26 protein-coding genes are annotated in these 25,390 nt (G+C 40.8%); 18 read left to right on the top strand and 8 right to left on the bottom strand.

What is annotated here, in order from left to right:
• The first annotated feature begins 89 nt into the window (after positions 1–89).
• The 5 genes from L4C37_RS09425 to L4C37_RS09405 all read left to right on the top strand — a co-directional run bounded on the left by L4C37_RS09425 (position 90) and on the right by L4C37_RS09405 (position 5,298).
• Positions 90–515 (top strand): phosphate-starvation-inducible protein PsiE, encoded by a 426-nt coding sequence (locus L4C37_RS09425; RefSeq protein ID WP_167494046.1) that lies wholly within the window; start codon positions 90–92, stop codon positions 513–515.
• Between the two features lie 135 nt (positions 516–650).
• A complete protein-coding gene (locus L4C37_RS09420; RefSeq protein WP_429768428.1) occupies positions 651–2,033 on the top strand; it encodes a COG3014 family protein in 1,383 nt (460 codons plus the stop codon).
• Positions 2,034–2,042: 9 nt separating this feature from the next.
• The gene (lpoB, locus tag L4C37_RS09415) at positions 2,043–2,645 is read left to right on the top strand and encodes a penicillin-binding protein activator LpoB (RefSeq protein WP_137373987.1); all 603 of its coding nucleotides are present in this window, start codon (positions 2,043–2,045) and stop codon (positions 2,643–2,645) included.
• Between the two features lie 76 nt (positions 2,646–2,721).
• Complete coding sequence (locus L4C37_RS09410) at positions 2,722–4,164, top strand: DUF6844 domain-containing protein (protein ID WP_429768427.1); 1,443 nt, start codon at positions 2,722–2,724, stop codon at positions 4,162–4,164.
• Entirely contained in the window at positions 4,165–5,298 is a 1,134-nt protein-coding gene (locus L4C37_RS09405) for a hypothetical protein (protein WP_137373989.1), read from the top strand.
• 136 nt (positions 5,299–5,434) lie between these two features.
• Here L4C37_RS09405 and L4C37_RS09400 read toward each other — a convergent pair whose 3' ends face one another.
• Positions 5,435–6,301 (bottom strand): YicC/YloC family endoribonuclease, encoded by an 867-nt coding sequence (locus L4C37_RS09400; protein WP_429768426.1) that lies wholly within the window; start codon positions 6,299–6,301, stop codon positions 5,435–5,437.
• Positions 6,302–6,486: 185 nt separating this feature from the next.
• On the opposite strand from L4C37_RS09400, the gene rph reads away from it, so the two are divergent.
• Both rph and pyrE read left to right on the top strand, forming a co-directional pair.
• A complete protein-coding gene (gene rph, locus L4C37_RS09395; RefSeq protein ID WP_137373991.1) occupies positions 6,487–7,203 on the top strand; it encodes a ribonuclease PH in 717 nt (238 codons plus the stop codon).
• Between the two features lie 107 nt (positions 7,204–7,310).
• The gene (pyrE, locus tag L4C37_RS09390) at positions 7,311–7,952 is read left to right on the top strand and encodes an orotate phosphoribosyltransferase (protein WP_137373992.1); all 642 of its coding nucleotides are present in this window, start codon (positions 7,311–7,313) and stop codon (positions 7,950–7,952) included.
• Between the two features lie 174 nt (positions 7,953–8,126).
• Here pyrE and lpxL read toward each other — a convergent pair whose 3' ends face one another.
• The 3 genes from lpxL to coaBC form a co-directional block, all read right to left on the bottom strand.
• Complete coding sequence (gene lpxL, locus L4C37_RS09385) at positions 8,127–9,092, bottom strand: LpxL/LpxP family Kdo(2)-lipid IV(A) lauroyl/palmitoleoyl acyltransferase (RefSeq protein WP_429768425.1); 966 nt, start codon at positions 9,090–9,092, stop codon at positions 8,127–8,129.
• Between the two features lie 14 nt (positions 9,093–9,106).
• Complete coding sequence (gene slmA, locus L4C37_RS09380) at positions 9,107–9,697, bottom strand: nucleoid occlusion factor SlmA (RefSeq protein ID WP_137373994.1); 591 nt, start codon at positions 9,695–9,697, stop codon at positions 9,107–9,109.
• 111 nt (positions 9,698–9,808) lie between these two features.
• Entirely contained in the window at positions 9,809–11,050 is a 1,242-nt protein-coding gene (gene coaBC / locus L4C37_RS09375; RefSeq protein WP_429768424.1) for a bifunctional phosphopantothenoylcysteine decarboxylase/phosphopantothenate--cysteine ligase CoaBC, read from the bottom strand.
• Between the two features lie 271 nt (positions 11,051–11,321).
• Here coaBC and radC point away from each other — a divergent pair, with 271 nt between their 5' ends.
• The 6 genes from radC (at position 11,322) to L4C37_RS09345 (ending at position 16,352) form a co-directional block, all read left to right on the top strand.
• A complete protein-coding gene (gene radC / locus L4C37_RS09370; protein ID WP_273295494.1) occupies positions 11,322–11,996 on the top strand; it encodes a RadC family protein in 675 nt (224 codons plus the stop codon).
• A 292-nt stretch (positions 11,997–12,288) separates the two neighbouring features.
• The gene (rpmB, locus tag L4C37_RS09365) at positions 12,289–12,525 is read left to right on the top strand and encodes a 50S ribosomal protein L28 (RefSeq protein WP_004728407.1); all 237 of its coding nucleotides are present in this window, start codon (positions 12,289–12,291) and stop codon (positions 12,523–12,525) included.
• Positions 12,526–12,538: 13 nt separating this feature from the next.
• Entirely contained in the window at positions 12,539–12,706 is a 168-nt protein-coding gene (gene rpmG, locus L4C37_RS09360; RefSeq protein WP_002535344.1) for a 50S ribosomal protein L33, read from the top strand.
• Between the two features lie 184 nt (positions 12,707–12,890).
• Entirely contained in the window at positions 12,891–13,379 is a 489-nt protein-coding gene (locus L4C37_RS09355) for a hypothetical protein (RefSeq protein WP_273296887.1), read from the top strand.
• Positions 13,380–13,437: 58 nt separating this feature from the next.
• Positions 13,438–14,247 (top strand): bifunctional DNA-formamidopyrimidine glycosylase/DNA-(apurinic or apyrimidinic site) lyase, encoded by an 810-nt coding sequence (gene mutM / locus L4C37_RS09350; protein ID WP_429768423.1) that lies wholly within the window; start codon positions 13,438–13,440, stop codon positions 14,245–14,247.
• A gap of 122 nt (positions 14,248–14,369) precedes the next feature.
• Positions 14,370–16,352, top strand: a complete 1,983-nt coding sequence (locus L4C37_RS09345; RefSeq protein WP_429768422.1) for an LTA synthase family protein — start codon at positions 14,370–14,372, stop codon at positions 16,350–16,352.
• A gap of 74 nt (positions 16,353–16,426) precedes the next feature.
• On the opposite strand, the gene coaD is transcribed toward L4C37_RS09345, so the two are convergent.
• Positions 16,427–16,921, bottom strand: coding sequence for a pantetheine-phosphate adenylyltransferase (coaD, locus tag L4C37_RS09340; protein ID WP_137374000.1), 495 nt, complete (start codon positions 16,919–16,921; stop codon positions 16,427–16,429).
• Between the two features lie 105 nt (positions 16,922–17,026).
• On the opposite strand from coaD, the gene L4C37_RS09335 reads away from it, so the two are divergent.
• Positions 17,027–18,061, top strand: coding sequence for a glycosyltransferase family 9 protein (locus tag L4C37_RS09335; protein ID WP_429768421.1), 1,035 nt, complete (start codon positions 17,027–17,029; stop codon positions 18,059–18,061).
• Here L4C37_RS09335 and L4C37_RS09330 read toward each other — a convergent pair.
• Both L4C37_RS09330 and L4C37_RS09325 read right to left on the bottom strand, forming a co-directional pair.
• Complete coding sequence (locus L4C37_RS09330; protein ID WP_429768420.1) at positions 18,030–18,818, bottom strand: glycosyltransferase family 2 protein; 789 nt, start codon at positions 18,816–18,818, stop codon at positions 18,030–18,032. The genes L4C37_RS09335 and L4C37_RS09330 overlap by 32 nt on opposite strands.
• Positions 18,808–19,866 carry a glycosyltransferase family 9 protein gene (locus tag L4C37_RS09325; protein WP_429768419.1) on the bottom strand — a complete coding sequence of 353 codons (1,059 nt, stop codon included), beginning with the start codon at positions 19,864–19,866 and terminating at the stop codon, positions 18,808–18,810. The genes L4C37_RS09330 and L4C37_RS09325 overlap by 11 nt, the downstream gene beginning before the upstream one ends.
• Before the next feature lie 104 nt (positions 19,867–19,970).
• Between L4C37_RS09325 and L4C37_RS09320 the strand changes: the two genes are divergently transcribed.
• From L4C37_RS09320 to L4C37_RS09310, 3 genes are read left to right on the top strand one after another with little or no spacing between them, the layout of a single operon-like run.
• Complete coding sequence (locus L4C37_RS09320; protein WP_429768418.1) at positions 19,971–20,348, top strand: diacylglycerol kinase; 378 nt, start codon at positions 19,971–19,973, stop codon at positions 20,346–20,348.
• A gap of 10 nt (positions 20,349–20,358) precedes the next feature.
• Complete coding sequence (locus tag L4C37_RS09315) at positions 20,359–21,093, top strand: 3-deoxy-D-manno-octulosonic acid kinase (RefSeq protein WP_429768416.1); 735 nt, start codon at positions 20,359–20,361, stop codon at positions 21,091–21,093.
• A 15-nt stretch (positions 21,094–21,108) separates the two neighbouring features.
• On the top strand, positions 21,109–22,944 hold the full coding sequence (locus L4C37_RS09310; RefSeq protein WP_429768415.1) for a DUF3413 domain-containing protein: 1,836 nt from the start codon (positions 21,109–21,111) through the stop codon (positions 22,942–22,944).
• 51 nt (positions 22,945–22,995) lie between these two features.
• Here L4C37_RS09310 and L4C37_RS09305 read toward each other — a convergent pair whose 3' ends face one another.
• Positions 22,996–23,985 (bottom strand): polysialyltransferase family glycosyltransferase, encoded by a 990-nt coding sequence (locus tag L4C37_RS09305; RefSeq protein WP_429768414.1) that lies wholly within the window; start codon positions 23,983–23,985, stop codon positions 22,996–22,998.
• A 205-nt stretch (positions 23,986–24,190) separates the two neighbouring features.
• Here L4C37_RS09305 and L4C37_RS09300 point away from each other — a divergent pair, with 205 nt between their 5' ends.
• On the top strand, positions 24,191–25,381 hold the full coding sequence (locus tag L4C37_RS09300; protein ID WP_273295662.1) for a UDP-N-acetylglucosamine 4,6-dehydratase: 1,191 nt from the start codon (positions 24,191–24,193) through the stop codon (positions 25,379–25,381).
• Positions 25,382–25,390: the final 9 nt, after the last annotated feature.

Below are 25,390 nucleotides of genomic sequence, written 5' to 3'. Positions count from 1 at the left end.
TAAATGAATCATTTTTTATTACATCGAGTGAATATGCAAAAGGGCGTGATAAACTGATTTCTTTAGCTCATAAATTATGAATAGTGATTATGCCTTCTCATCTTCCCCCTTCGTTTAGTAAACCATTTCTCAAAATTTTCCATATGCTTGAAGCGGTATTGCTGGTTGCAATTACGCTAGCAACTTTGGTTGCGATGGTAGATGAATTTGTACATGTTTTTGTAGAAAAGAGAGTCCAGCTTACCGATATATTGCTGATGTTCATTTACCTTGAAGTATTAGCGATGGTCCAGCAATTTGTGATGAACGGTAAGATCCCTGTTCGCTACCCTATTTATATTGCAATGATGGCGATAGCTAGGTACATCACATTAGGCATGAAAGAGTTGGATGCGGTGCTAGTAGTTTGGCTTTCTGTCGCAGCCTTTATCTTAGCGGCAGCAACCTTATTAATTCGAGTCGGTCATCATTATTGGCCATATGTTGATAGAAAAACCAAGCAGCCTGATGAATAACTCCACAAAATCAAAAGAAATATTTATATATTAATGCAACAGGTCAAATACCAACCAAGTGGCAGTGTGAATGGTTTTATAATTCGAGTATATTCACGACCAAAAATTTAATTATAAAAAATAAGTGGTTGTGCTATGAAATTAAAACTTGTCAGTGGCTTGGTGAGCATGGTTATGCTTTCAGGCTGTACGTCAATGATGCAAAAAGATGATTTTGAGAGCTTTAACAATAAGCTCAATACCGGTGATTATAATGGAGCTGCTGAAGTGGCTCTTGATCATGCAGGTTATGATGAAGAGTCTGGTGAAACCGATGATCTTCTATGGACGCTTCAAGCTGGCGCCACATTAAACTATGTAGGGCAGTATGACTTATCCACTAAGTTATTAGATTCTACAGAAAATATGATGAAGAGCGAAGATACTGAAAGCGCAGTGGTAGAAGGCGCTGAGCTGGTTGGCTCTATGCTGGGTAATGATGCGATGCTTGCTTATGAACAAGCTCATTACGATGGCGTAATGTCTAACACCATTAAAGCTTGGAACTTCATTTCCCAAAATGATTACCAAAACGCTCGCGTTGAATTAAACCGTGCTGAAGAGCGCCAACGCCGCGCAGCTCAGCACTTCGCTGATGTGATTAAAGAACGCCGAGCTGAAATCAAAGAAGAGGCGGGTGAATCTGGTGCGCTTGTTAAGCAATCTATGGAATCTGAAGAAACTAAAAAGATTCTAGCAGATGCTGGTATCGAGCAAGGTCAGTGGAAACCTTATGAAGGCTATGTAAACCCTTTTACTACTTATTCTTACGGTCTAAACCTTCTTCTTACTGGTAAGAGCAAATCTGATTTCCAGAAGGCAGCTGATTCTTTCAAGCGTGTTTACTCACTAACCGATTCAAAAGCGGCGAAAGCCGATTATGAGCTTGCTCGTTCGATGGCTCGTTCAAATAACCAAGACAAACTTGCTAATAAAGTTTGGGTTATCTTTGAAAATGGTCAATCGACAGTACGTGAAGAAAAGCGAATCGACCTCCCTGTCTTCATCCTTTCTGACAATGTTTCATACACTGGTATTGCCATTCCACGTCTAAAAGAACGCGGTAAAGCGCTAAATAACATCACTATCGAAGGCAACGACACTGAAACTATCGCAGATATGGATAAGATCATTGGTGCTGAATTCGACCAAGATTTCCCATACATCCTTGCCCGTGAAATTACTCGTGTAACGTTGAAAACTATCGCTCAAAAACAAGTGAAAGACGAAAACGCATTGCTGGGTGATGCATTTGCAATTGTGCAAATGTTAACAACGGGTGCTGATATTCGTTCATTCTCGGCATTACCAAGCGAGTATCAAGCAACACGTATCGATGCAAAAAATAACACAGTTGAAATTAAAGCAGGGGCATTCACGATTCCTGTTGAACTTGATGCAGATTCAAGCAAACACATCATTTATGTAAAAGCGATTTCTCCGGTAATTGAGCCGACAATCAAAGTAGTTAATATCTAAGGACATATCATGAAAAAATTGGCACTTGCAGCCGCAGTTGCAGCTCTAACACTTACTGGTTGTGCGACAAAAACAGCGTATATCGATGCATCAGACACTCAAACGAATGTAGTTGCAGCTCTGTCTTACGCTGACTTCTCAAAAGCAGCGAATGAAATGGCAGAAGAGATCGTCGCAAGTAAATTAATGACGCACCCTCAAGCTGATGAAGGCGGTCGTTACATCGTTTACGTAAATGATATCGAAAACGATACGATGCAGCGTTTAGACACAGACCAACTAACAAAAGGTCTGCGCGTTAACTTACTTCAATCAGGTAAGTTTTTAGTAACGACTGCATTCGGCGAAGACGATGCAACTAAGAAGATGCGTGAGCTAAAAGATTCAAAAATGGTTAAGCAGTCGACAGTGAAGGGTGATGACCAAGTGTTTGCACCAGACTTCAGCCTGTCAGGCAAAATCCTACAACGTAATACATCGTTAGATAATGACGACACACGTATCGAATACTACTTCCAGCTATCAATGACTAATGTAGAAAATGGTCTGGCATATTGGGAAGGCGAACGCGTTGTCGGCAAAGTTGCTGATGGCTCTAGCGTAAGCTGGTAGTAGAGTGATTGATTAGTAAAACATAAAAAATGGATAGCTTCGGCTATCCATTATTATTAAGAAAGTTAGGTGACCTATGAAATTTAATAAACTTCTATTAGCGATGATGCTGACAGGCGCAAGCGCTCCTGCTGTTTTGGCAGAAGAATCGGTTGATACGACAGCGGCAGAAGAATTAGTTGATACAACAACAACGGTAGAAGTACCGGCAGAAGTCTTAGGCGAGCAATCTGATAAAGATGTCGTTCAAGCAGAAGAAGACGTTGATACCCTAGATGTTGTTGAAGGTAAGCTCGATCGCTATATCACTAAAGTGAAAAGTAGCTTAGAAAAATCAGGCAAAGCCCATAAAGTCTTTGTATATTCAGGTACGGCTGAATTGAGTGTTAGTAGTAGCGATCCTCGTTGGTCGAAGTATCGAGAAAGGGCTTTAGAAAAAGCAGTTTTAGATGCTCGAATCTCTTATTTGTCGACGTTAAATACGAGCCCTGCGAACAATGTTATTTATTCTATGAATAGTATGAGTGGTCTACCGATCCCAACGGTTGATGACTTTAAAACTGATTCACAAATGGAAGGCTTCCTCGATAAAGTTATCGCTGTTATCGATGGCAAGCTCGACAGTGAATTAAAAGAAATGGGCATTGACCCTAAGCAGTTTAACGCTGCTCCTCCTGCAATGAAGCGTGACTTATACAAAGAATCTGTAGTTGAGCAAACTGTCCGTACTTCTTACGGTGATCTGTCTGGCATGGTCGTGGTTAAGCAGTACGAAGAAATCACTGAATCTGGTCACGGAACCATTGGTGTAGTAATGATTTTGTCTGCGACTAAACGTGACGAAATTAAAGCGATGATCGAATCGCATGGTGAAGTTGCTCCTCAACCTGAGAAAGCGAATACTCAATTTTCATCATTACAACAGATGTTTTCATCTAAGAAAGACTCTTTATACCTAAAAGCAGGAACCGACGTTTTGTACGATTCTGAAGGTTACCCTCTTATTGTTGCTTATGGCCAGTCGGGAGTGACTTACTCTAAGTCTTCGACTAAGAAAAAAATTGAGCGCAAAGTAGCGAAAGAGTTTGCGACTAATAATGCGTGGGCAAATTTGACTCGTGCGTACAATCTTAACGGTGATCTAAAAAGCTCTACGTCAGTTGAAGCACAAGAAAGTGAAAGTGAGAAATTTGAACTGATTATCGACTCTGTTCGTTCTACTTCTTCAGGCTTAACGCAGTCAATGTATGAAAGCATGGAAAAACGTGCCTCAATGCAGTCCTCAATGCGAAATATGACAGGTGTGAGTGTTGAATATGACTGGCGTCGTAAGCACCCAGTAACGGGTCATGAAATGGTCGGTTCTGTACTGGTATGGCATCCAAAGAAAGTGACGAATGCGAAGAACTTAGCCAGTGGTAAGAGCGAAGCACAGCTAGATCAAGCAGTACAAGAAGAGGTGGTGGGTTCTCGACATTCTGCTGAATCTGAAGATACGTTTGATGCGGCGGATTTCTAAATGATAAAAAAGCTTTTATTAATTAGTGCATTTCTATTCGGTGCATCTTCTGTGCAGGCTGCGAGTTACGAAAAAGTAGTGACTACTGGGCAAGGCGAAACGTTAGATCAAGCGATTGATGTCGGGTTACGTCGAGCTGTAGAACAAGTGTCTGGCGTTTCCATCGATAGCTCTCGAATTTCGACTACGACTTATTCTTCAAATGGAGATAAAAGCGAAGCGAAAGAGGCGATGATTGATGGTATTCATACGACCGCAAAAGGAAACGTTAAGTACCGAATCTTAAATGAACAGTGCTTAAATGACTTCTGTAATGTGAAGCTTGAAGTGAGCGTGAAAGTTGACCCAAGAGATAAGATAAAAGACCTTAACTCTAACCGTCGTACTATTGCTGTAGGGCAATTTTCAGGACCTAAAGGCTCGACTATCGGTAAAAAAGTACAAGAATTTCTTGTTCAAGACCGTAAGTTTAAAGTCTTAAGTAACCAGAAAGATCCAGCGCTTCAATACGTTGTTACGGGCAAGGTACTGACGGCTAAGACGCATAAGCGTGTTGTGGATAATTCTCGCACAGTTGAATTAACAGGTGAGAACATCAAAGATGTGAAGACTTACTACAGTTCTAAAGTGTTAGTTGAGTTTCGCATTGTGGATGTCGTCAATAACCAAGTTAAATGGTCAGCGACGATCCCAACCACTTCAAGCCGAAATAACTTAAGCTTACTTGTCGATATTGCTTCGAAGAAAGTGTTTACCCAATTGAAAGACAATATCTACCCTTTAGTTTTGCTTGTTGGTGATAATGGTTCAATGGTGCTTAACTCGGGTGGTTCGACGGTTAAGAAAGGTCAGTACTATGATGTATTTAGCCTAGGTGAAAAGTTTGTTGATCCTGTGACTAAAGAAAGTCTTGGTCGTGATGAAGTCAAAGTGGGAACAGTAAAAGTGACGAAGGTTTTACCTAAACTAGCGTACGTTACTGTAGTGAAAGGGGATGCCAGTGCGATTAAAACGAAGAGTATAGCGAGAAAGTCTACTTATGCTCCTCGACCAAAAAAATCAGCAGCAAAACCTAAAGCAGCACCCGTTAAGAAAAAAGATGACACGCCATCTGCAGGCGGAATCATTCTTTAACGCTAAGTTAATTAGAACTATGCTTACTGGATCTCGATTAATTAGATCGAAGTTTGTTTAGTTCTAGAATAGCTTGAATAAAAAAGCCTCTGAAATTCAGAGGCTTTTTATTTAATTGGAATAAATGAGTTAGTGATTACTCAATATTCTGAATTTGTTCACGCATCTGTTCGATAAGTACTTTCAGTTCAACACCTGATGCTGTGATATCCGTGCTGATAGACTTAGATGCTAGCGTGTTAGATTCACGGTTGAACTCTTGCATCATGAAATCAAGTTTACGGCCACATGCGCCGCCTTTCTTAAGCACTGCATTCGCTTCTTTTACGTGAGAGTCTAAGCGATCAAGCTCTTCCGCAACATCTGACTTTTGAGCCAATAAGATAAGCTCTTGTTCTACGCGAGAACCTTCAAGTTCTACTTTAGCTTCTTCAAACTTATTGATCAGACGTTCACGTTGCCATTCTAGAATTTCAGGCATACGAGCTCGTACTTTCACGACTTCTTCAGTAATTGCTTCTAAACGTTGCTCAATCAGAACTTTCATGTTGTCGCCTTCACGACCACGAGCATCAATAAACTCACCAATTGCATCGTTAAATGCATTCAATAAATCTTTGTTAATCGCATCCATGTTTTGCTCTGGTGTTTCCATTACGCCAGACCAGTTCATGATTTGGAACGGGTTTAGGCGGCTTTCTTCACCAGTCATCGACATCACTTGGTTAGCGGCATTGATTACTTGCTGAGCCAAACCTTCATTAATGCTTAGTTCACCTTTCGCAGCAGGGTTTGCTTCAAAACGTAGATTACATTCTACTTTTCCGCGCGCTAGGCGTTTACGGAAACGCTCACGTAAAATTGGCTCTAGACCACGGAATTGTTCTGGCATACGGAAGTAAGTTTCTAGGTAACGCTGGTTCACACTACGGATTTCCCATACTGCGCTGCCCCAATCGCCTTTCACTTCTTTACGTGCGTAAGCCGTCATACTATAAATCATCGAATTTTCCTGTCTTTTATCATTCTGAAAATAACGCGCGGCAATAGTAGCACATAAACTAGTGAGGAAAACGAAGGTGAGGCTGTTGATGCCTACTCGCCACAGAGGTTCTTTTCCTATATAATCCTGCCCCAATAAAATCCGTCTCACCCCCATTCTTTACATAGATAACAAGGTAGATGCTAATGCGTCCAAATGACCGCGCTGTAGATCAAATTCGTCCAATTAAAATTACTCGTAACTACACAGCTTATGCTGAAGGTTCTGTATTAGTAGAGTTTGGTAATACCAAAGTTTTATGTAATGCCTCTGTGGAAGAAAATGTTCCTCGCTGGCTGAAAGGTCAAGGTAAAGGCTGGGTAACGGCTGAATACGGCATGCTGCCACGTGCAACGCACACTCGTAACCGTCGTGAAGCGGCGAGCGGTAAGCAAGGCGGTCGTACTATGGAAATCCAACGCTTGATCGCTCGTAGCCTACGCGCTGTTGTCGATTTAAAAGCGATGGGTGAAATAATGATCACTGTTGATTGTGATGTTATCCAAGCGGATGGCGGCACTCGTACTGCTTCTATTTCTGGTGCAAGCGTTGCTTTAGCGGATGCGATTCAAAGCCTAATCGAAAAAGGTAAGCTTAAGAAAAACCCAATGAAAGGCCATGTTGCGGCTGTTTCAGTGGGCATTGTTAAGCAAGAAGCTTTGTGTGATTTAGAGTATGTAGAAGATTCAGCAGCAGATACCGACATGAACGTTGTAATGACGGAAGACGGTAAGATGATTGAGATTCAAGGCACCGCAGAAGGCGAACCGTTTAGCCACGAAGAGCTGATGCAGCTTTTAGCCCTGGCAAATAAGGGCATTGCCGATATCGTCGTCGCTCAGAAAGCCGCGTTGGCCGACTAATCATTTTTAATAGCTCCTTTCATAAGGGGCTATTTTTTTGTCTGTAAACCCGAAAGGGTAATGCAGAACGTAAGTTAAGTTTTATTGAATAAACGTAGAGGAAGAACATGAAAGCATATCAACGTGAATTTATTGAATTTGCACTAGAAAAAGAAGTACTTAAGTTTGGTGAGTTTACTTTAAAGTCTGGGCGTAAGAGCCCTTACTTCTTCAATGCTGGATTGTTTAATACAGGTCGTGATTTAGCGCGTCTAGGTCGTTTCTACGCGGCAGCATTGGCAGATTCAGGTATTGAATTCGATGTACTGTTTGGTCCTGCATACAAAGGCATCCCAATTGCGACAACGACTGCTGTTGCTTTGGCTGATCACCACGATGTAGACACGCCTTACTGCTTTAACCGTAAAGAAGCAAAAAACCACGGTGAAGGTGGCAACCTAGTCGGTAGCGAGCTTAAAGGTCGTATCATGCTGGTGGATGACGTTATTACTGCTGGTACTGCAATTCGTGAGTCTATGGAAATTATCCAAGCTAACGGTGCTGATTTGGCTGGTGTTCTTGTTGCGATTGACCGCCAAGAGAAAGGTAAAGGTGAGCTGTCTGCAATTCAGGAAGTGGAACGTGACTTTGGCTGCGCTATCATTTCAATTGTTAGTCTGACTGACCTTGTGACTTTCCTTGAAGAGAAAGGTACAGATGCAGCTAACCTTGAAGCGGTTAAAGCGTACCGTGCTGAATATGGCATTTAGCTTATCAATTATTAGCTATTGATAAGTGAGAAACTAATCGTTCATAAGCAAAACCGTTCTAGTGAATATTAGTGTAGTTGATACGAAAAGGGGCTGATAGTTATCTATCAGCCCCTTTTGATTTTCGGAATTTTTGATTTATGAGTAGTTTAATGCTTGAAAGCCATTAAGCTCTTACTTGTAGAGCGTATCTTTTGGCTGGCTTGGATCTTCCATCGTTTTATAACGCTTGTGTATCCACATCCATTGTTCTGGAGCTCTTAAAATCGTCTTTTCTAAGTAGCGATTCATGTAAGCCGCTGCGGCTTTTTCATCTTTTTGTGGGTAGTTATCTTCAATGGACTCTTCTGCGATAAGCTCATACTTCCCTTCAGGGTTTCTAAATCCAGAACCCGGTATAAGCGCGCACTTACTCACGTAAGCTAGAATACTGGTACCTGTGGTGGTACAGGCATTAGGCACGGCAAAAAATGGAACAAAGACAGATTTATTACGACCGTAGTCATGGTCGGGCAGATAGAAAAGCACCTCGTTTTTACGTAGGATCTTAATCATCCGCTTCACATCTTTACGATGGACCAGTCGGTTGCCATTCTGAGTACGTCCACGATATTGGATAAATTCATAAGCAGGGTTATTGTGCGGGCGATATACCCCAAGCCCAGGAATACCTAAGATAGCAAACCCACGAGCCGTAATTTCCAAGTTGAGTGCATGTACACAGCAAAGTAGTGTGCCTTTTCCTTCTGCACAATTATCTCGTAGGGCTTGTGTGTTTTTGTCGACTAGAATGCGTTTCAAGCGCCATGTTGGCCAGAACCAAGCGATACCAGTTTCTATTAATGCAAGCCCAGTGTTCTTAAAGTTTTCAGCAACGAGTGTGCTAACTTCTTCCTCGGATTTATCAGGAAAGGCCAGTTCTAGATTTCGAGCCGTGATTGCGACTCTTTTCTTTCCGAATTTAGCCCCAAGGCTGCCGAGCTTTTGCCCTATGAAGAGTAGAACAGAGTAGGGCAGCACATTGACGACCAAAGCCAGCAAACCGAAACCAAGCCAAACGCCCCAGTTTTTTGGGTGTAGAAGAGACAAGGTAAAAGTGGGCTTGGTAATAACGTACTGTCCGGCTGTTTTATTCGTCATAAGTCTCACTATTTTTATTTGATTTGAGCACTCAACAGTGCCCAGTATTCTTCAAAGTTTGCAGTTGGCGGGTATTTGAAGTCTGAACGTACAAAGCGGTTTAAGCTGCCTTCTACTTGACCTAGCAGTTGTGTTGCAAGAATTTTTTCATCAACAGGGAATGCCTTGCCTTCGCGGATCTTTCTCTCTCGAAGTATTTGTCTTAGCTGAGTTTCAATACGTTCGAATAATTGGTTAATGCGCTCGCGCAGTCTTTCATTTTCAAACATAAGCGCATGTCCAGAAAGAATTCGAGTTAAGCCGGGGTTACGCTCAGAGAAGACAAGAATGAGTTGTAGAACAAGTCTAATGCGTTCTAACGTGTCCTTTTCTTCATCAAGAATTCGATTAATGCGAGACATTAATGCCTCTTCAATGAATTCGATTAACCCTTCAAACATGCGAGCTTTACTTGGGAAGTGTCGATAGAGAGCAGCTTCTGATACACCAACTTGTTTAGCCAGCTTAGCCGTTGTAATGCGAGAAGCACCTTCTGCTGATTCGAGCATATGTGCTAGAGCTTGAAGGATTTCCTCACGACGGTTTGATTTTCGAGTACCAGCCATCTATTTACTTCCTTTGCTAGATATGAGGTTTGAGAGGGGGGATTATAAACATCAATCGATTCCGCTTCTACTTACTAGGAACAGAATCGAGTGATGTGTAGCCGTAAAGACCTAAAGGGACGAGAGTTTTTGAATTTGTTCTAAAATTTTAAAGCCTAACGTTTGTTTACTGTCTAACGGTAAGGACTTTTCTCCCGCTTCCCATTTGTCAGTATCTTTCCAATATAAATACAGAGCATTATCACTACTGTTAAAACCTTGCCCTTCAACAGACACATCATTAGCGCAAATCATGTCTAGATTTTTCTTTTGTAACTTCCCACGAGCGTAATGCTCAACGTCTTGAGTTTCAGCGGCAAAGCCAACGGTGAAAGGGCGGTTTTCTGTCATTGCCGCAATGGTTGCTACGATATCTGGGTTCTTCACCATGTGGATGCTCATGTCATTATTTGCATCCGTTTTCTTGATTTTTTGCTTAGCAATCACATCGGGGCGGTAATCTGCGACAGCAGCACAGCTGATGAAAATATCGTGTGAGTTTGCATTACTGGTTGTGGCATCAAACATGTCTTGTGCGCTTTCAACATCAATTCGCTGAACGCCATTGGGTGCGCTTAAAGCAACAGGGCCGCTAACTAAAGTCACTTGTGCACCTAATTTGGCCGCGGCATCAGCAATGGCATAGCCCATTTTTCCTGAACTATGGTTCGTAATATAGCGTACTGGATCGATGGCTTCACGAGTCGGACCTGCTGTGATTAAGACAGAACGCCCGGCTAGTAGTTTTGGTTGGAAAAAGCTTTCACATAAACCAACCAGTTGCATTGGCTCAAGCATACGACCCATGCCCACATCACCACATGCCTGTTCGCCTGCTGCTGGTCCCCAAATCAGGCACCCACGGCGAGATAAAGTCTGGATATTTTCTTGCGTTGCTGGATGACTGTACATTTGCTGATTCATTGCAGGTGATACGGCAATCGGCGCATCACTGGCAAGTACTAATGTGGTTAATAAATCATTGCCCATACCTGCAGCCATGCGCGCAATTAAATCCGCGGTGGCAGGCGCGAGAAGAACGAGATCCGCCCACTTGGCTAACTCGATATGCCCCATTGATGCTTCAGCAGCAGGATCAAGTAAGCTGTCTGATACTGGTCTGCCAGAAACGGCTTGCATGGTTAATGGGGTAATAAACTCTTTCGCTGCGTGAGTCATGACGACTTGCACTTGAGCGCCGCGTTCAATAAGACGACGTGTCAGCTCTGCACATTTGTAAGCTGCGATACCACCACTAATACCGAGCAGTATTTTTTTCCCTGCCAGGCTCTGTTCATTACCCAATTTTTGCATGCTTTTATTCCTTAAATTTTCTGCGACTTACGATATCAGAGTAACGCTTGTGTTCCCAGAGCAATGCTTTGGCTCTCTGTGCATCAATCAACAACCTTTGACGATCATCAAATAGTGTCTAATAAAATAGTCAATTACATCGGCATGTTAGATCGGTGGAATAAAAATGCTGAGTTCAAAGATCTTATTAAAGTGTGTTTGTAGTCTGATTCACATAATAAGACCTTTCTTCTTCATCTTTCATTCCATCTACTGAGTGCATTTATCTATTATGTTATTAAAAAGTCTGCCCAAAGAGTCGATGCCCAGAGAAAAGTTACTTGCACGAGGACCTGAATCTTTAAGTGATGCTGAACTTCTCGCGATTTTTTTAAGGACGGGTACTCAAGGGATGAATGTTCTTGAGCTCGCGGACCAACTGATTAATGATTTTGGATCATTGAGGAAGCTGTTCTCAGCGAGTGAAGAAGAGTTCTGTTTTCATAAAGGGATGGGGCAAGCCAAATATGTGCAATTGCAGGCTGTTTTAGAAATGACTCAGCGGTATCTGGCAGAAACCTTAACTCGAGGAGATGCTCTTACGAGTCCTAGCCACACAAAGTTGTATTTATCGAGTGTCTTACGTGATCGACAGCGAGAAGCCTTCTATATTCTATTTTTAGATAATCAAAACCGAGTAATAAAAGACGAAGTTTTATTTGAAGGGACAATTGATGCTGCTTCAGTTTACCCAAGAGAAGTGGTCAAACGCGCTTTATATCACAATGCGGCGTCTTTGATCTTAGCGCATAATCACCCTTCAGGCGTTGCAGAGCCTAGCAATGCAGACAGAAGAATTACCCGTAGATTAAGTGATGCTTTAGAGTTGGTAGACATACAAATCCTTGACCATTTTGTTGTTGGAGATGGTGAAGTTGTGTCTTTTGCAGAAAGAGGGTGGATTTGAATCACATTATGGCTTGTTAGTTGATAGAAATCTGCTATCATCCCGACCACATTTTAGAACCTTAAATCAGCTCTGATTACTCAAATAGCTGCTCTGTTCAAAAAAAGATCACGAAATCCTTAAAAAGGATCTGTTCGGGTCTTGAGCAATGCATGTCAAGTTAGTATAATACGCGACCTTTGATAGCCTTGAATGGATTTTCCATTATGGTTTTTACCTCTATTTTCAGAATTGATAGAGAGGTTCGGCCACCAAGGTTGATATCGAGCTGAAACGATTTGGAGAGACATTCATGTCCCGAGTATGTCAAGTAACTGGTAAGCGTCCAGTAACGGGTAACAACCGTTCACACGCACGCAATGCTACCAAGCGTCGTTTTCTGCCGAACCTACAAACTCACCGTTTCTGGGTAGAGAGCGAAAAACGTTTTGTTAAACTACGTCTAACTGCTAAAGGCATGCGTATTATTGATAAGAAAGGCATCGATGCTGTTCTTGTTGATATCCGTGCACGTGGCGAAAACGTTTAAGAGGAATTAAGCAATGGCTAAAGGCATTCGTGAGAAAATCCGTCTAGTATCTTCTGCTGGAACTGGTCACTTCTACACAACTGACAAGAACAAGCGTAACATGCCAGGCAAATTTGAGATCAAAAAGTTTGATCCAGTAGTTCGCCAGCACGTTATGTACAAAGAAGCTAAAATCAAGTAATTGATAGCCCCTTTGCCTCTTCTTTTAGTAGAAGAGTAAAATTAAAAACCCAGCTTTTGGCTGGGTTTTTTTATATCTAAAATTCGAGATCTAAGTGAAGTTTCGGGTTTCAGCCAAGTTAGCGATATGTGTCAATCAAGGATATAATCGATAAAGCACAAAATTTGGACATAGAGAATGAACAATGAGATACCGCGGACGCAAATGGAACAACATCTTAATGTTATGTGTGGTTGCATTTATCGGTGTACTTAACCTGCCTGCCATCATTAAAACCTATCTCATTGAACCGGAAGAGAGCGCTTACCCTTACCTGCTTAGTCCGTCACTTGACCTTCAATCTATGCATTTCCCTTCATTCTCCATCGAACAAAGCAATGATCAGTGGCAAGTTAGACCAAGCTCTATTCGTTTACCTATTGGTGCAAATGAGTTAATCAGTCGCTGGAAAAGTATCGTGGGGACGGAAATTGATGAGGAAATGTACCAGACTTTGGGAGAGAAGTTAGGTCAGCCTCAAACTGTAGAGGTGTGGTACCAAGATCAAGAAGAGCCTCATAGAATCACTTATTACCAATTACCGGACTTTTGGTTATTGAAGAATTGGCAGGGTAAGTGGATCGCCATTTCAGTTGCGGAAGAGTATTTATCTCCCACTCCTCTTAAAAGTTAACTACCTAGAAGCGCTTTAAGTACCAATTTTACGTTTACGACATTTATAAAGGATTTTTATGCCTGAGTTACCAGAAGTCGAAGTCAGCCGAATGGGGATTAGCCCTCACTTAGTCGGGCAAATGATTCAGTCACTGACTTTCCGCACTCCTAAATTGCGTTGGGATATACCAGCAGAGCTAAAACGACTTGAAGGCGAAACCATTCAATCCATTTCCCGCAGAGCAAAATATCTGCTGATTGAAACCAATGCTGGTACTGCTATTGTGCATTTGGGCATGTCTGGATCACTTCGAGTACTTGATGCTGACTTCCCAGCGGCAAAGCATGATCATGTGGATCTTAAATTAACGAATGGAAAAATTTTACGTTATAACGATCCTCGTCGTTTCGGAGCTTGGTTATGGTGCGCTCCTGGTGACAGTCATAAGGTACTTGAGGGCTCTGGACCTGAACCGTTAACTGATGACTTTAATGCTCAGTATATTGCTGAAAAAGCAAAGAAACGGACACTGGCACTAAAACAGTTCATCATGGATAACAAAGTAGTAGTAGGGGTTGGTAATATTTATGCTAACGAAGCTTTGTTTACTTCTCGAATTCATCCTCTGCGCCCTGCAAATAAAGTGAGTCTTACCGAGTGGCAAGTATTAACGGAAAATATAAAGTCTGTACTGGCGACTGCTATTGAACAAGGTGGGACGACTTTAAAAGATTTTGCACAGGCGGACGGCAAGCCCGGGTATTTTGCTCAAGAGCTACAAGTGTATGGTAAAGCGGGAAAAGAATGCCCTAATTGCCAATCTCTGATAGAAGAGCAGAAAATCGGGCAACGAAATACCTTCTTTTGTGGTGAGTGCCAAAAGTAGAGAGGCATAGATTGTAATAAGCTTCAGCCAGCATAAGCCTCGATTAAAATAAACGACCGCCTGATGATTCGTGAATACTATTCCACATCAGAAAAATAACTATATTTTTTAAGTACCAGTAGATGATTTTTTCACATAACTATCGCTCTTTGAGCCGCATTACCTTAATACACATCCTTAGTGGTGTTTTACTTTTATTTCTTGCCCGCGCTTTGTTCTTTATACAAGCTGTCGAAGTATCTCAGCTAACTGGGCTGAGTTCCGATGTGTGGCGTGCTTTTTTTGTTGGTGCGCGTTTTGACTTAAAAATTGTTGCGATTGCCTTTGCTCCAATCTTCTTGTTTGGTCTATTAACGGCTTCTTTTTCAAAAATATTCAGTCGATTTATTCGTGTTATTCCCGCCTATAGTGGAGTGATTTTTTTCTTACTCGCGGGTGTCTCGATTGCCAACTATTACTATTACGTCACTTACGGCAGCTATTTTGATGTGTTTGTTTTTGGCTTAGTAGACGATGATACTAAAGCGGTACTCAGCAACGCATGGGCGGATTTTCCTATACTACGCTCATTCTTTACGGCTCTCTGTGTTGCCATATCTGCTTATATATCATCTCGATATCTATTAAAAATATCTTCCAAATGGCAGTTCAGTTCTCGCCATTGGGCAATCACAACTGTGTCTGTCATTGTTGCTATTGCTGTATATGTGGTCGCGGCTCGGGGCTCTGTCGGGTCACTTCCATTAAAGCGTTACCATGCTAACGTTTCTCAATATAAGGTTTTAAATATTGTTACGCCAAATGCTTTCATGGCGTTGGACTGGGCAAAGAGTGATTATAAAAAGCAGTCGAAGTTTAAGCCTATCTCTGATGAAGCGGTTGAAGCTCAGATGGTGAAAGTACTTGGTCAACCAACCCCAGTTTACCAAACACCTAAGAATGATTACTTAGCTGATAACCCTCCTCATGTTGTGATGGCTTTAATGGAAGGCATGGGCAATAACATCTTGATTGAAGATGATAAAGAGACCAATGACCTCTTAGGTTCTTTAAGAGAAGGGTTTGAGAGTGACTTTGTTTTTAAACGTTTTATGGCTGGCACTTCCGCTACGATAGATAGCATTGTAATGATGTTATTTCATAGTGATATTCCAACCATTAGTCATTCTAGTGCGCAGAAAAAAGTCTTACCAAGCTCTGCGGTATTGCCTTATAAAGACGCTGGGTACGACGTCGTATTTATTTATGGCGGAAACAGTATGTGGCGGAATCTATCGAACTACTTGCCTCGTCAAGGCTTTGATAAGGTTTACGATGAAAACAGTATTAAAAAAGCTTTTCCTGATGCTGAAGAGGATGCCGATACTTGGGGTGTGCCTGATGAATATACGTTCAAATTTGCACGTAAGTTGCTGGATGAATCGAATAAACCGCTGATGGTCTACATTATGACAGTGACCAACCACTCTCCATTCAGAGCGCCGGATTATTACCAAGCGCAACCAGTCAAAGTAAGTGAAAGACTGAATACTTTATTGGGTCCTATGCAAGATCAAGGTGAAGATTTACTCAAAGCGTACCAATACTCAAGCGACTCTTTGGGGGCTTTTGTTAAGGGGATCAAAGCGTCTGTTCTTGGAGATAAAACGGTTATTGCGGCATCAGGCGATCACCGTATGCGTTATCTAACAACCGACAGTAAAGATGAGTTTGGTTTAACTTTTGGTGTTCCACTTTATATGTATGTACCAGATAGCATTTTAAAAAATACTGAATACTCATTTGATCGTACAAGAATTGGTTCACACCGTGATATTTTCCCAACGTTGTACAGTTTTAGTTTATCGGATCAGAGTTATATCTCATTGGGTGGAGAAAATTTATTGTCTGCGGAAGGTATTAGTAATATTGGGTACAATAATTCAAGGACGATAAAAGAGTCTGGTGCGTACAGTAATGCAAACCCTGAACAGTTGTATTCATGGGATGAGCATAGCGAGCTGTTGTCTAATCCTCAATCTGAATTAAATGAAGAACCAGAATGGGGAAGTGAATATAGAAAGCTTCAAAACTATTACTTACGTTCGCAAATTATTAAGCAGTAATTTTTGAGATTGGTTATTTAACTGGTGTAGGTTATGAGAGTTTCAGAGGGAAATGAAACTCTCATATGAAGCCGTTAAACGCTTTTTTTACCGTGTAATGCGTCGGCAATAATTTCAGGAACAAAAGGAGTAACGTCTCCACCGTGTATAGCCACTTCTCTAACAATCGTTGAAGAAATAAATGCGTACTCTTCAGCTGGGGTTAAAAATACGCTTTCGAGAGAGGGCATTAAGCGTTTATACATATTGGTTAGACCAAACTCATATTCGAAATCAACAGTAGTTCGCAGCCCACGAATCAGTATATTTGCATTAACCTGCTTAGCGAAATCAACCATGAGACCACTAAAGCCTTGTGCTGATACATTGTCTAAATGCTGAGTCACTTCTTTGCAAAAGTTCACACGCTCTTCAAGTGTAAACATGGTTTGTTTGCTTGGACTAGCAGCAACAGCAATAATCACTTCATCGAACATTTTTGAAGCACGTTCAATTAAATCTAAATGCCCGTTAGTTAATGGATCAAAAGTGCCAGGGTAGACGACGCGAGAAATGATTTTATTAGACACAGTGTTTTCTCAAAAAGTTAGTTTCCACCATGCTATCAAAAGCACTCTTATTTAACTATTTAAGTAGGTATGATAGTGAGAGAAAAGTAGACAGCGAATACTGAAATGAAAAAAATATTAGTGATCAGAAACGATAAAATTGGCGATTTCATGTTGGCTTGGCCAAGCTTTGCCATGCTCAAGCAATCCATGCCTGATTGTCATATTACGGCTTTAGTTCCCAATTACACAGTGCAGCTTGCGAAGCTATGTCCTTGGATTGACGAGGTGATTGTTGATTGCACAGCGAAAGAGGATAAATCGAAACAAAAGCAGTTGATTGCCGATATTAAAGCCGGTCAATTTGATGCGTCTATTAACCTATTCTCAACGACGTATAACGCTCTACTAGTTTGGAAAGCAGGAATTAAATATCGCCTTGCTCCTGCGACTAAGATTGCTCAAATTTTTTATAACCACAGAATTAAGCAAAAGCGATCTCAATCTGTTAAACCAGAATATCAATACAATTTAGATTTGATACGTGCATTCTTGAAAGATCACAATTGCACCGTTGTTGAACCTGATGCGCCATATTTAACATTCGATCAGAAAGACTTACTTGAGCAAAAGCAGAAGTTAGTCGCTAATCTTGGTCTCTCTCATGAAAAATCATGGGTCTTTGTACATGCCGGCACCGGTGGTTCCGCTAATAATTTATCTTTAGATCAATACTCTGACCTTCTAGTTGGTATGAATACAGGCTATGAGTTGGTTGTGACGGCAGGACCGGGTGAAGAAGAAAAAGCGGTTCAATTGTTGGAGCTGGTTGAAAAGAAAGGTGGCTCTGGAGTAGTTTATGCAAAAAACGATGGGCTAGTCGATTTTACTCGTTCAATTGCTTGCGCTGATCTGTTTATGGCTGGGTCGACAGGTCCTTTACATATTGCTGCTACTCTTGATGTACCAACGGTTGGCTTCTTCCCGAGCAAGCGTTCTTCAACACCACTTCGTTGGTTGCCACTGAATTCAGAAGGTCGCCATTTAGCGTTTTGTCCACCGAAAGGCGGCGGTGCTGAACAGGAAGCGGATATGAGCCGTATCAAGGTAGATACGACTCTAGAGACACTTAATCCTTGGGCTTCTCAGTACTTGTCCTGATCCAAAGATCAGCGTATTTCACAAGTGTGGAATGCGCTGATAATACAGATAACAAGAACCCTTGCTTACCGTCTAAAAAGCCCGCTTTAATAATATACATTTTCACAAAGCAGGCGATTGCATGCACCATGCCTTCTAAAATACTGCTTTTCTTGCCACGTTTTTCTCTTTGCTCAGCCCAAGCTTTAGCATACCCCGCAGACTTAACCAAATAATGGTGCAAGTCGTTATAGGTATAGTGAATGGCATCACCCGATAGCTCTTTCACTTGCATGTCTGAAGTGGTTTCAACTTTCTCATGGACTAGCGAGTTGTCATATTGAGTGAGCTTCGTTGGGTAGAGGCGAACAACGCGATCTGGGTACCAACCACAGTGGCGAATATAACGACCAAACACCCAGCTTAATCGACAAATGTTATAGAGGGTATTTGGTTCATTCTTAGCAACGGCGGCTTGGATACTGCTTTGTAGTTCAGGCGTGATACGTTCATCGGCATCAAGCCAAAGAACAAAATCTGACTCAACATATTGTTGTGCGATTCGTCTTTGTGGACCAAACCCAGGCCAATCAATATTGGTATGAAACTTTTCAGTATATTGACGAGCAACAGCTTCGGTTTCATCTGTGCTGCCAGAATCAAGAACTACAATTTCATCTACCCAATCAGCCACGGTTTTTAAACATGCATCAAGGTTTTGAGCCTCATTTTTAACAATGAGTGCGACAGCGAGAGTGGGCTTTGAATTAGTTTGCATTAAGCTGTTTACCTTGTGTAATGGTATTAAATGATTGGACTACGGCATCAAATGAAATATCTGCCATAACATGTTCACCTTTGACTCGAGTGCTCCATGATAACTGTGAAACAGGCTTTCCATGCTGCTCTTCTGCATGTTGCTCATATACGCTCACAACATGCTGCAAGTCATTATAAGGGCCAGTACGTTTGGGGTTGCTATGAGCATATAATCCAATAACTGGCGTACCTTGTGTGGTTGCTAAATGTGCAGGACCAGAGTCAGGAGCAAGAACAACGTCTGCTCGATGCAAAATCGCTGTTAGTTGTTTTAAATTAGTTTGGCCAACGAGGCTGATTGCGGTATGAGTCATTTGCTTTTGAATCTCTTCCGCTAATACTTTCTCTCGTTCTGCTGGCGACCCGCAAATGATCACTTGGTAGCCATGTTCAATGACATAATCTGCAAATTGGGCATAGCGTTCAGTTATCCAGTTCCGCTCATCTTTGCTGGCGGCAGGGCTGACTACTAATGTGGGTTTGTTGGCAATGGTTTGTTCTGCAAAGGCATAATCATTTTGCGAAATAGGCATTGACCACGTAGGGGGTGACTTTGGTACGCCTAAATACTCAATAAAAGCATAAAAACTATCAAGTACATGCTGAGATTGTGTGTCGGTTATTTTTTTATTGGTAAATAACCATTGTGCTTCTTTGGCTCGTTTAAAATTAAAACCAACTTTATATTGAGCTTTAATACCTAGCGTAAGAAGGCTTGCCCTTAAGGCTAACTGCATGTGGATTAAAGCATCAAAGTTTTGACCTTTAAGTTGCGCCCAAACTGATTTCATTCCCTGAAAACCAGATTTTTTATCGAAGACGATTAATTCAACATTTTCTAAGCCATCTAAGAGCTGAGCTTCTACTTTTCCTATGATCCATGTAATTTTAGTTTCTGGCCAATGGCGCTGTACGGCTTGTATTGCCGAAACTGCATGACAGACATCACCAATTGCAGATAAGCGCAAAAAGCAGAGAGATTTAGGCGCTTTAGAAAAGAGAGGCATAGTTGAAGCTCTTAAAATTAATTCGCTAAGATTATGCAGACAGTCTCGATAAATGTAAAATGGCACTCATTATGTTCTGAGCCCCCAACTTAAGATTATCGACTATGTCATCAGGAAAACCAGGTAACACCGGAATAAAACGAGTTATTAAAGCAACAGGTTACTCTATTCAAGGTTTGAAGGCTGCATTTAAGCATGAAGCCGCTATTCGCCAAGAGTTGTGTTTACTTGTTATTGCGATTGGTTTGCTGTGTTGGCTTGATGTCACCGTAGTTGAACGAATCATTATGCTTGGTGTTGTGGTCTTAGTATTGATTGTTGAATTGATCAATTCGGCGATTGAAGCGGTAGTTGATCGGGTAGGGGTTGAGCATCATGAATTAAGTGGGCGCGCAAAAGATATAGGTTCAGCTGCGGTATTGGTTGCTCTCAGCTTTGCGGGCTTTTCGTGGGCGTATATCTTACTAAGCTATTATTGGTAATGACTAAGTAATGAAGCAAATAATCACAAAAGACCAAGCGATTTGGTTTGATGAAGCGTTAGTCAAAGAGCCAATAGAGCGCGTGTTTGATGCCGAATACTGGCATCAAGAAGGTAAAGTTATTGGCAGTGCACAAGGTCGGGGAACGACTTGGTTCATACAAACTGAAGTAATCGCAGCCGCTTTAAGACATTACCGTCGTGGTGGGCTATTTGGCAAAATCGTAAAAGATAATTACTGGTTCATTGGATGGGAGAGCACTCGCAGCTACCAAGAGTTTATGTTGCTTAAACGCTTGGATGAAGCCGGCGTTAATGTGCCAAAACCCCTTGCTGCTCGTGCGTTTAAAGCGGGTGTGTTTTACCGTGCAGACTTGCTCAGTGAAAAAATAGCTAATGCTCAAGACCTTGTTGTGGTACTGGAAAAAAACAGCCTTTCATCTGATATTTATCGAACTATCGGGGCGCAAATTGCTCAAATGCATGCAGCTCAAGTCAATCACACGGATCTGAATATCCATAACATTCTATTAGATTCAGCGTGCAAGGTTTGGATTATCGATTTTGATAAATGCAGCCAGCAAGCAGGGCATGAATGGAAACCGAAAAATTTATCTCGATTAAAGCGTTCATTTATTAAAGAAGTTGGAAAGCGACAAATTCACTGGCAAGAGTCAGAGTTTGCTCACCTCTTGGCTGGTTACGATGATTTTTTAGCAGCGCAGTCTGCATCAAAAGAAAGTTAGATTTAGGAAATTAATATGTCTTTGAAACAAAGGTTGCATGTACATGGCTGGTTTATCCTAGTTAATGCGTTACTTGCGATCGGTATTGCTAGTCGTTACTTTGCATTTTTGCCGGAATTCCCATCAGAACCTCTAGGTATTATTTTTATTCTTGTTGGTACTTTTGGTCAAATGACCTTAATTGCCGCATTAGTGGGTTTAATCTCTTTACCTAGCATATTCTTGCCTAAAAACCTTCGAAATAGTATCCAGTGTTTAATTGCTTCAATAGGGATTGCCACATTATTTATAGATACTATCGTTTTTGCGCAGTATCGCTTTCATATTAATGCCGTTGTTCTCGACTTAGTTATGTCGGGGCAAATTGTTAGCTTCCCTCTTGTGACTTGGGTAATGGTACTTGGTGGTGTTGCGGCGTTAATTGCTGGGCAATGGTTGCTTATCCGTTGGCTAGAAAACGACGCTCCAATTCGTAAGCTAAAGTTAGGTCGTAAATTCGCATTTGTAACCTTCTTAACTTTACTGGCAACTAATGGTATCCATATTTGGGCTGCGGCTCATGCATACCAGCCTGTGACAATGGTGAAGCGTTACTTACCTTTGTTTTACCCGGCGACATCAAACAGCATGATGAAAAAACACGGCTGGATTGATGAAGAAGCGATTGCTCGACAAAAATCATTAACAATGAATCGTAAGAGTGATTTGAATTATCCTTTAGCACCGTTACAAAAAGAAGCAGTACAGAAACCTTTGAACATTATGTTCTTAGTGGTTGATTCATGGCGCTACGATACGTTCAATGCAGACAACACACCGAAGATGTGGGAATACGCTCAATCTGGTGTTGTATTGAATAATCATGTGGCGACAGGTAACTCAACACGTACTGGTATTTTTGGGCTGTTTTATGGTCTGCCTGGTACATACTGGCATGGGTTCTTAGCGAACCAACAAAGCCCTGTGTTTATTGATCGCCTTCAAGAGTTAGATTACGACCTTGGTATCTTTACTGCTGCTCAGTTGAAGAAGCCTGAATTTAATCAAACCGTCTTTACGAATGTTGAAAACCTACGTAATGGATCTAAGGGTAACCGCCCATCGGCTCTTGATGCGGATTTAACGAAAGATTGGCTTGAGTGGTATGACTCCCGTGATCAGTCAAAACCTGCATTCTCATTCCTGTTTTATGATGCTCCACATGGCTATGACTTCCCTAAAGGTTTTGAGCCTAGATATGAGCCGATGCTGCAAGTTGTTAATTACTTGAAGTTGAATAATGAAACGGATCCAACCCCATTCTTTAATCGTTATAAAACCAGTGTTCGCTATGTTGATAGTGTCGCTACTCAGGTTTTAGATACATTGAAAGAAAGCGGTGATCTAGATAATACCGTGGTGATCATTACTGGTGACCATGGCCAAGAGATGAATGACAATAAGCTTAACTTCTGGGGACACAACAGTAACTTTACAGATGCTCAAGTTAAGGTGCCATTTGCTATTTTTGGACCTGGCATTTCACCAGATAGCATCAGTTGGGATGTTAATAGCCTCACATCTCATGAAGATGTGATTCCAACTCTGATGAAAAACTACTTAGGCGTGACGAGTGATATTAAAGATTACTCTGTTGGTGAAGATTTACTGGGTGAACCTGTAGATAGAAACTGGGTTATCTCTTCTAGTTATAGTGGCTATGCGGTAATCACTGATGACAATATCCTAGAAGTTGGCGCTGGTGGGCAGTATCAGTTTATGGATAAAACTAACCGTCAAGTAAAAGACCAACAGCCGAACTTTGTTCACCTGCAAGAAGCACTAGAGCAAATTAGTCGTTTTAATAAGTAAAATAAAAATGGCTTCTTAATCGAAGCCATTTTATTTATAACATGCATATTTTTATAAATCTGCAATAGGAAGACCAATTTCTTTATGTAAATAGTTAATGGTCTTTCCTAATTCTTCCATGCCATATTCAGATACTGGAACCTGTATATCATAAACAGGTAATTCTTTATATATCTTACTAATTGTGAAAGATGCTGCAGATGTTATTCCATATATAGCCGATAATTTTATTTTCTGTTCTGAAATTTCAAATTCAAGAGGGCTTTTTGAGTTGTGGAAATCTATATTATCTAACTCTTTTATAGCATCAGATACTTCTTGTGTTTCACTTCTATGGGGGAAGTAAATGATTCCTTGAGGGTGTTTATTTAAAATTGAATTTAAGATTTCTAAATAACTTGTTAAGTTTATACCTCTAGCATTAACAAGCCCTTGCCCAATAAACCCGACCTTTCCATCTTTATCATAACTATCACTGGTCTTTAATTTAATTTGAAGTTGATTAAAGGTGTTTTTTTGAACTTTAATTGTACTTTCTTTCAAGTTAAACATTGTAAATGCCGAAAGGTTATCTTTGTATGATATCTCCCTCGGTTTTTTTATGTTTAATAATGAAAGCATTCTATCTAATGAGGGTTTGTTTCTATGAGTTTTATTACTCTTAACTGATAAGTAATTATAAGTTTGAATGGTATTAGTACCATCATCTATAATTATTTCATTTTCTGTTTTTATGTTTGCAAGAATAACATTACTACGCCATGCAAAATAATCAGCTAGGAAGAAATTCTCAAAAGAAAGTGAAGGGTTTATTTTTTTTAATCGCCATATTACTTTTGATGTGTTCCATATTTTATTTTTCCTACCTAGTTTTATTATATGATCCCATTGGTTGTCGACTAATAGGTTTTTAATTTGTTTTTTACCAGGTTCAGTTTTTTCATCTCTAATTATGAGTATATTGTTTTTAGTTTTGTATGCTGATTTAGCTTCTATTGCACATATTAACTGTAATGGTGATGTGGTTAGGAAAATATTCATAGTGATAGTTTAGACGTCATTCTATTGAAATGGCAGATATCTATGTATTTTAAGCGAATAATATGAAAGGTCTAGGTGCTTTATTGAGAGATGAGAGCCTTTAACAAACCCAACGAATCTTTGTTCATAAAATTGGACTAGAACTGCAATCAACGAAATCTTTATAGTACAATAGAAGTATCAAATTCAGTCAGAGTAGACAGTTATGAACACCATTTTACCTCTTATTGGGCGTACCCAAGCTCTTTTTAGTGGCGACATCCAGAACCACGAACAAGAGCTATCGAATATTGTTTCTGAATCACGCTTTCTTGTACTCGGTGGTGCAGGCTCAATCGGTCAAGCGGTAACAAAAGAAATTTTCAAACGCAACCCTAAAAAGCTTCATGTGGTTGATATTAGTGAAAATAATATGGTGGAATTAGTCAGAGATATCCGTAGTTCTTTTGGTTACATTAATGGTGACTTTCAGACGTTTGCTCTAGATATTGGTTCTGTTGAGTACGATGCATTTATCAAAGCAGATGGTCAGTATGATTATGTACTTAACCTTTCGGCACTAAAACATGTTCGCAGTGAAAAAGATCCATTCACACTTATGAGAATGATTGATGTGAATATCTTTAATACGGATAAAACCATTCAACAATCTATCGATGCTGGTGTGAAAAAGTATTTCTGTGTATCAACAGATAAAGCGGCAAACCCAGTCAATATGATGGGAGCTTCCAAACGTATTATGGAAATGTTCTTAATGCGAAAAAGTGAGGAAATTGCAATTTCAACCGCACGATTTGCGAATGTTGCATTCTCAGATGGTTCTTTACTGCATGGTTTTAATCAGCGCATCCAGAAAAAACAGCCAATTGTCGCACCGAACGACATCAAACGTTATTTTGTAACACCACAAGAGTCGGGCGAGCTATGCCTGATGTCATGTATCTTTGGTGAAAACCGAGATATATTCTTCCCTAAATTAAGTGAAGCTCTTCATCTGATTTCGTTTGCTGATATTGCTGTTAAATATTTAGAACAACTTGGTTATGAACCAAGTTTAACTGATAGCGAAGATGAAGCTCGAGAACTTGCTCAGACTCTCCCTGCTCAGGGCAAATGGCCATGTTTGTTTACATCTAGTGACACCACAGGTGAAAAGGATTTTGAAGAGTTCTTTACTGATAAAGAAACGCTGAATATGGAGCGTTTTGAAAATCTAGGTATCATCAAAAATGACCCTCTTTACCAGCAAGAACTGCTAACTTTATTTGAAAATACGATCGGTGAAATGAAATCAAACCGTGAGTGGACCAAAGAGCAAGTTGTTGAACTCTTTTTTACTATGATCCCAGACTTTGGTCACAAAGAAACGGGTAAATACCTAGATAGCAAAATGTAGGAGAGGTTA

The sequence above is a fragment of the Vibrio kagoshimensis genome, assembly GCF_050337535.1.
Lineage (GTDB): Bacteria > Pseudomonadota > Gammaproteobacteria > Enterobacterales > Vibrionaceae > Vibrio > Vibrio gallaecicus.
This window is presented reverse-complemented; position numbering and strand designations above follow the sequence as displayed.

Bases quoted from the DNA above. Each gene is read 5' to 3' on its own strand.
- L4C37_RS09330 (WP_429768420.1), bottom strand. From the start codon at position 18,818: ATGCAAACTAATTCAAAGCCCACTCTCGCTGTCGCACTCATTGTTAAA.
- slmA (WP_137373994.1), bottom strand. From the start codon at position 9,697: ATGGCTGGTACTCGAAAATCAAACCGTCGTGAGGAAATCCTTCAAGCT.
- lpoB (WP_137373987.1), top strand. From the start codon at position 2,043: ATGAAAAAATTGGCACTTGCAGCCGCAGTTGCAGCTCTAACACTTACT.
- L4C37_RS09325 (WP_429768419.1), bottom strand. From the start codon at position 19,866: ATGCCTCTCTTTTCTAAAGCGCCTAAATCTCTCTGCTTTTTGCGCTTA.
- L4C37_RS09310 (WP_429768415.1), top strand. From the start codon at position 21,109: ATGTCTTTGAAACAAAGGTTGCATGTACATGGCTGGTTTATCCTAGTT.
- L4C37_RS09410 (WP_429768427.1), top strand. From the start codon at position 2,722: ATGAAATTTAATAAACTTCTATTAGCGATGATGCTGACAGGCGCAAGC.
- L4C37_RS09315 (WP_429768416.1), top strand. From the start codon at position 20,359: ATGAAGCAAATAATCACAAAAGACCAAGCGATTTGGTTTGATGAAGCG.
- lpxL (WP_429768425.1), bottom strand. From the start codon at position 9,092: ATGACGAATAAAACAGCCGGACAGTACGTTATTACCAAGCCCACTTTT.
- L4C37_RS09335 (WP_429768421.1), top strand. From the start codon at position 17,027: ATGAAAAAAATATTAGTGATCAGAAACGATAAAATTGGCGATTTCATG.
- L4C37_RS09420 (WP_429768428.1), top strand. From the start codon at position 651: ATGAAATTAAAACTTGTCAGTGGCTTGGTGAGCATGGTTATGCTTTCA.
- rpmB (WP_004728407.1), top strand. From the start codon at position 12,289: ATGTCCCGAGTATGTCAAGTAACTGGTAAGCGTCCAGTAACGGGTAAC.
- pyrE (WP_137373992.1), top strand. From the start codon at position 7,311: ATGAAAGCATATCAACGTGAATTTATTGAATTTGCACTAGAAAAAGAA.
- mutM (WP_429768423.1), top strand. From the start codon at position 13,438: ATGCCTGAGTTACCAGAAGTCGAAGTCAGCCGAATGGGGATTAGCCCT.
- rph (WP_137373991.1), top strand. From the start codon at position 6,487: ATGCGTCCAAATGACCGCGCTGTAGATCAAATTCGTCCAATTAAAATT.
- L4C37_RS09400 (WP_429768426.1), bottom strand. From the start codon at position 6,301: ATGATTTATAGTATGACGGCTTACGCACGTAAAGAAGTGAAAGGCGAT.
- L4C37_RS09425 (WP_167494046.1), top strand. From the start codon at position 90: ATGCCTTCTCATCTTCCCCCTTCGTTTAGTAAACCATTTCTCAAAATT.
- radC (WP_273295494.1), top strand. From the start codon at position 11,322: ATGTTATTAAAAAGTCTGCCCAAAGAGTCGATGCCCAGAGAAAAGTTA.
- L4C37_RS09345 (WP_429768422.1), top strand. From the start codon at position 14,370: ATGATTTTTTCACATAACTATCGCTCTTTGAGCCGCATTACCTTAATA.
- coaBC (WP_429768424.1), bottom strand. From the start codon at position 11,050: ATGCAAAAATTGGGTAATGAACAGAGCCTGGCAGGGAAAAAAATACTG.
- L4C37_RS09305 (WP_429768414.1), bottom strand. From the start codon at position 23,985: ATGAATATTTTCCTAACCACATCACCATTACAGTTAATATGTGCAATA.
- L4C37_RS09320 (WP_429768418.1), top strand. From the start codon at position 19,971: ATGTCATCAGGAAAACCAGGTAACACCGGAATAAAACGAGTTATTAAA.
- L4C37_RS09355 (WP_273296887.1), top strand. From the start codon at position 12,891: ATGAGATACCGCGGACGCAAATGGAACAACATCTTAATGTTATGTGTG.
- L4C37_RS09300 (WP_273295662.1), top strand. From the start codon at position 24,191: ATGAACACCATTTTACCTCTTATTGGGCGTACCCAAGCTCTTTTTAGT.
- L4C37_RS09405 (WP_137373989.1), top strand. From the start codon at position 4,165: ATGATAAAAAAGCTTTTATTAATTAGTGCATTTCTATTCGGTGCATCT.
- rpmG (WP_002535344.1), top strand. From the start codon at position 12,539: ATGGCTAAAGGCATTCGTGAGAAAATCCGTCTAGTATCTTCTGCTGGA.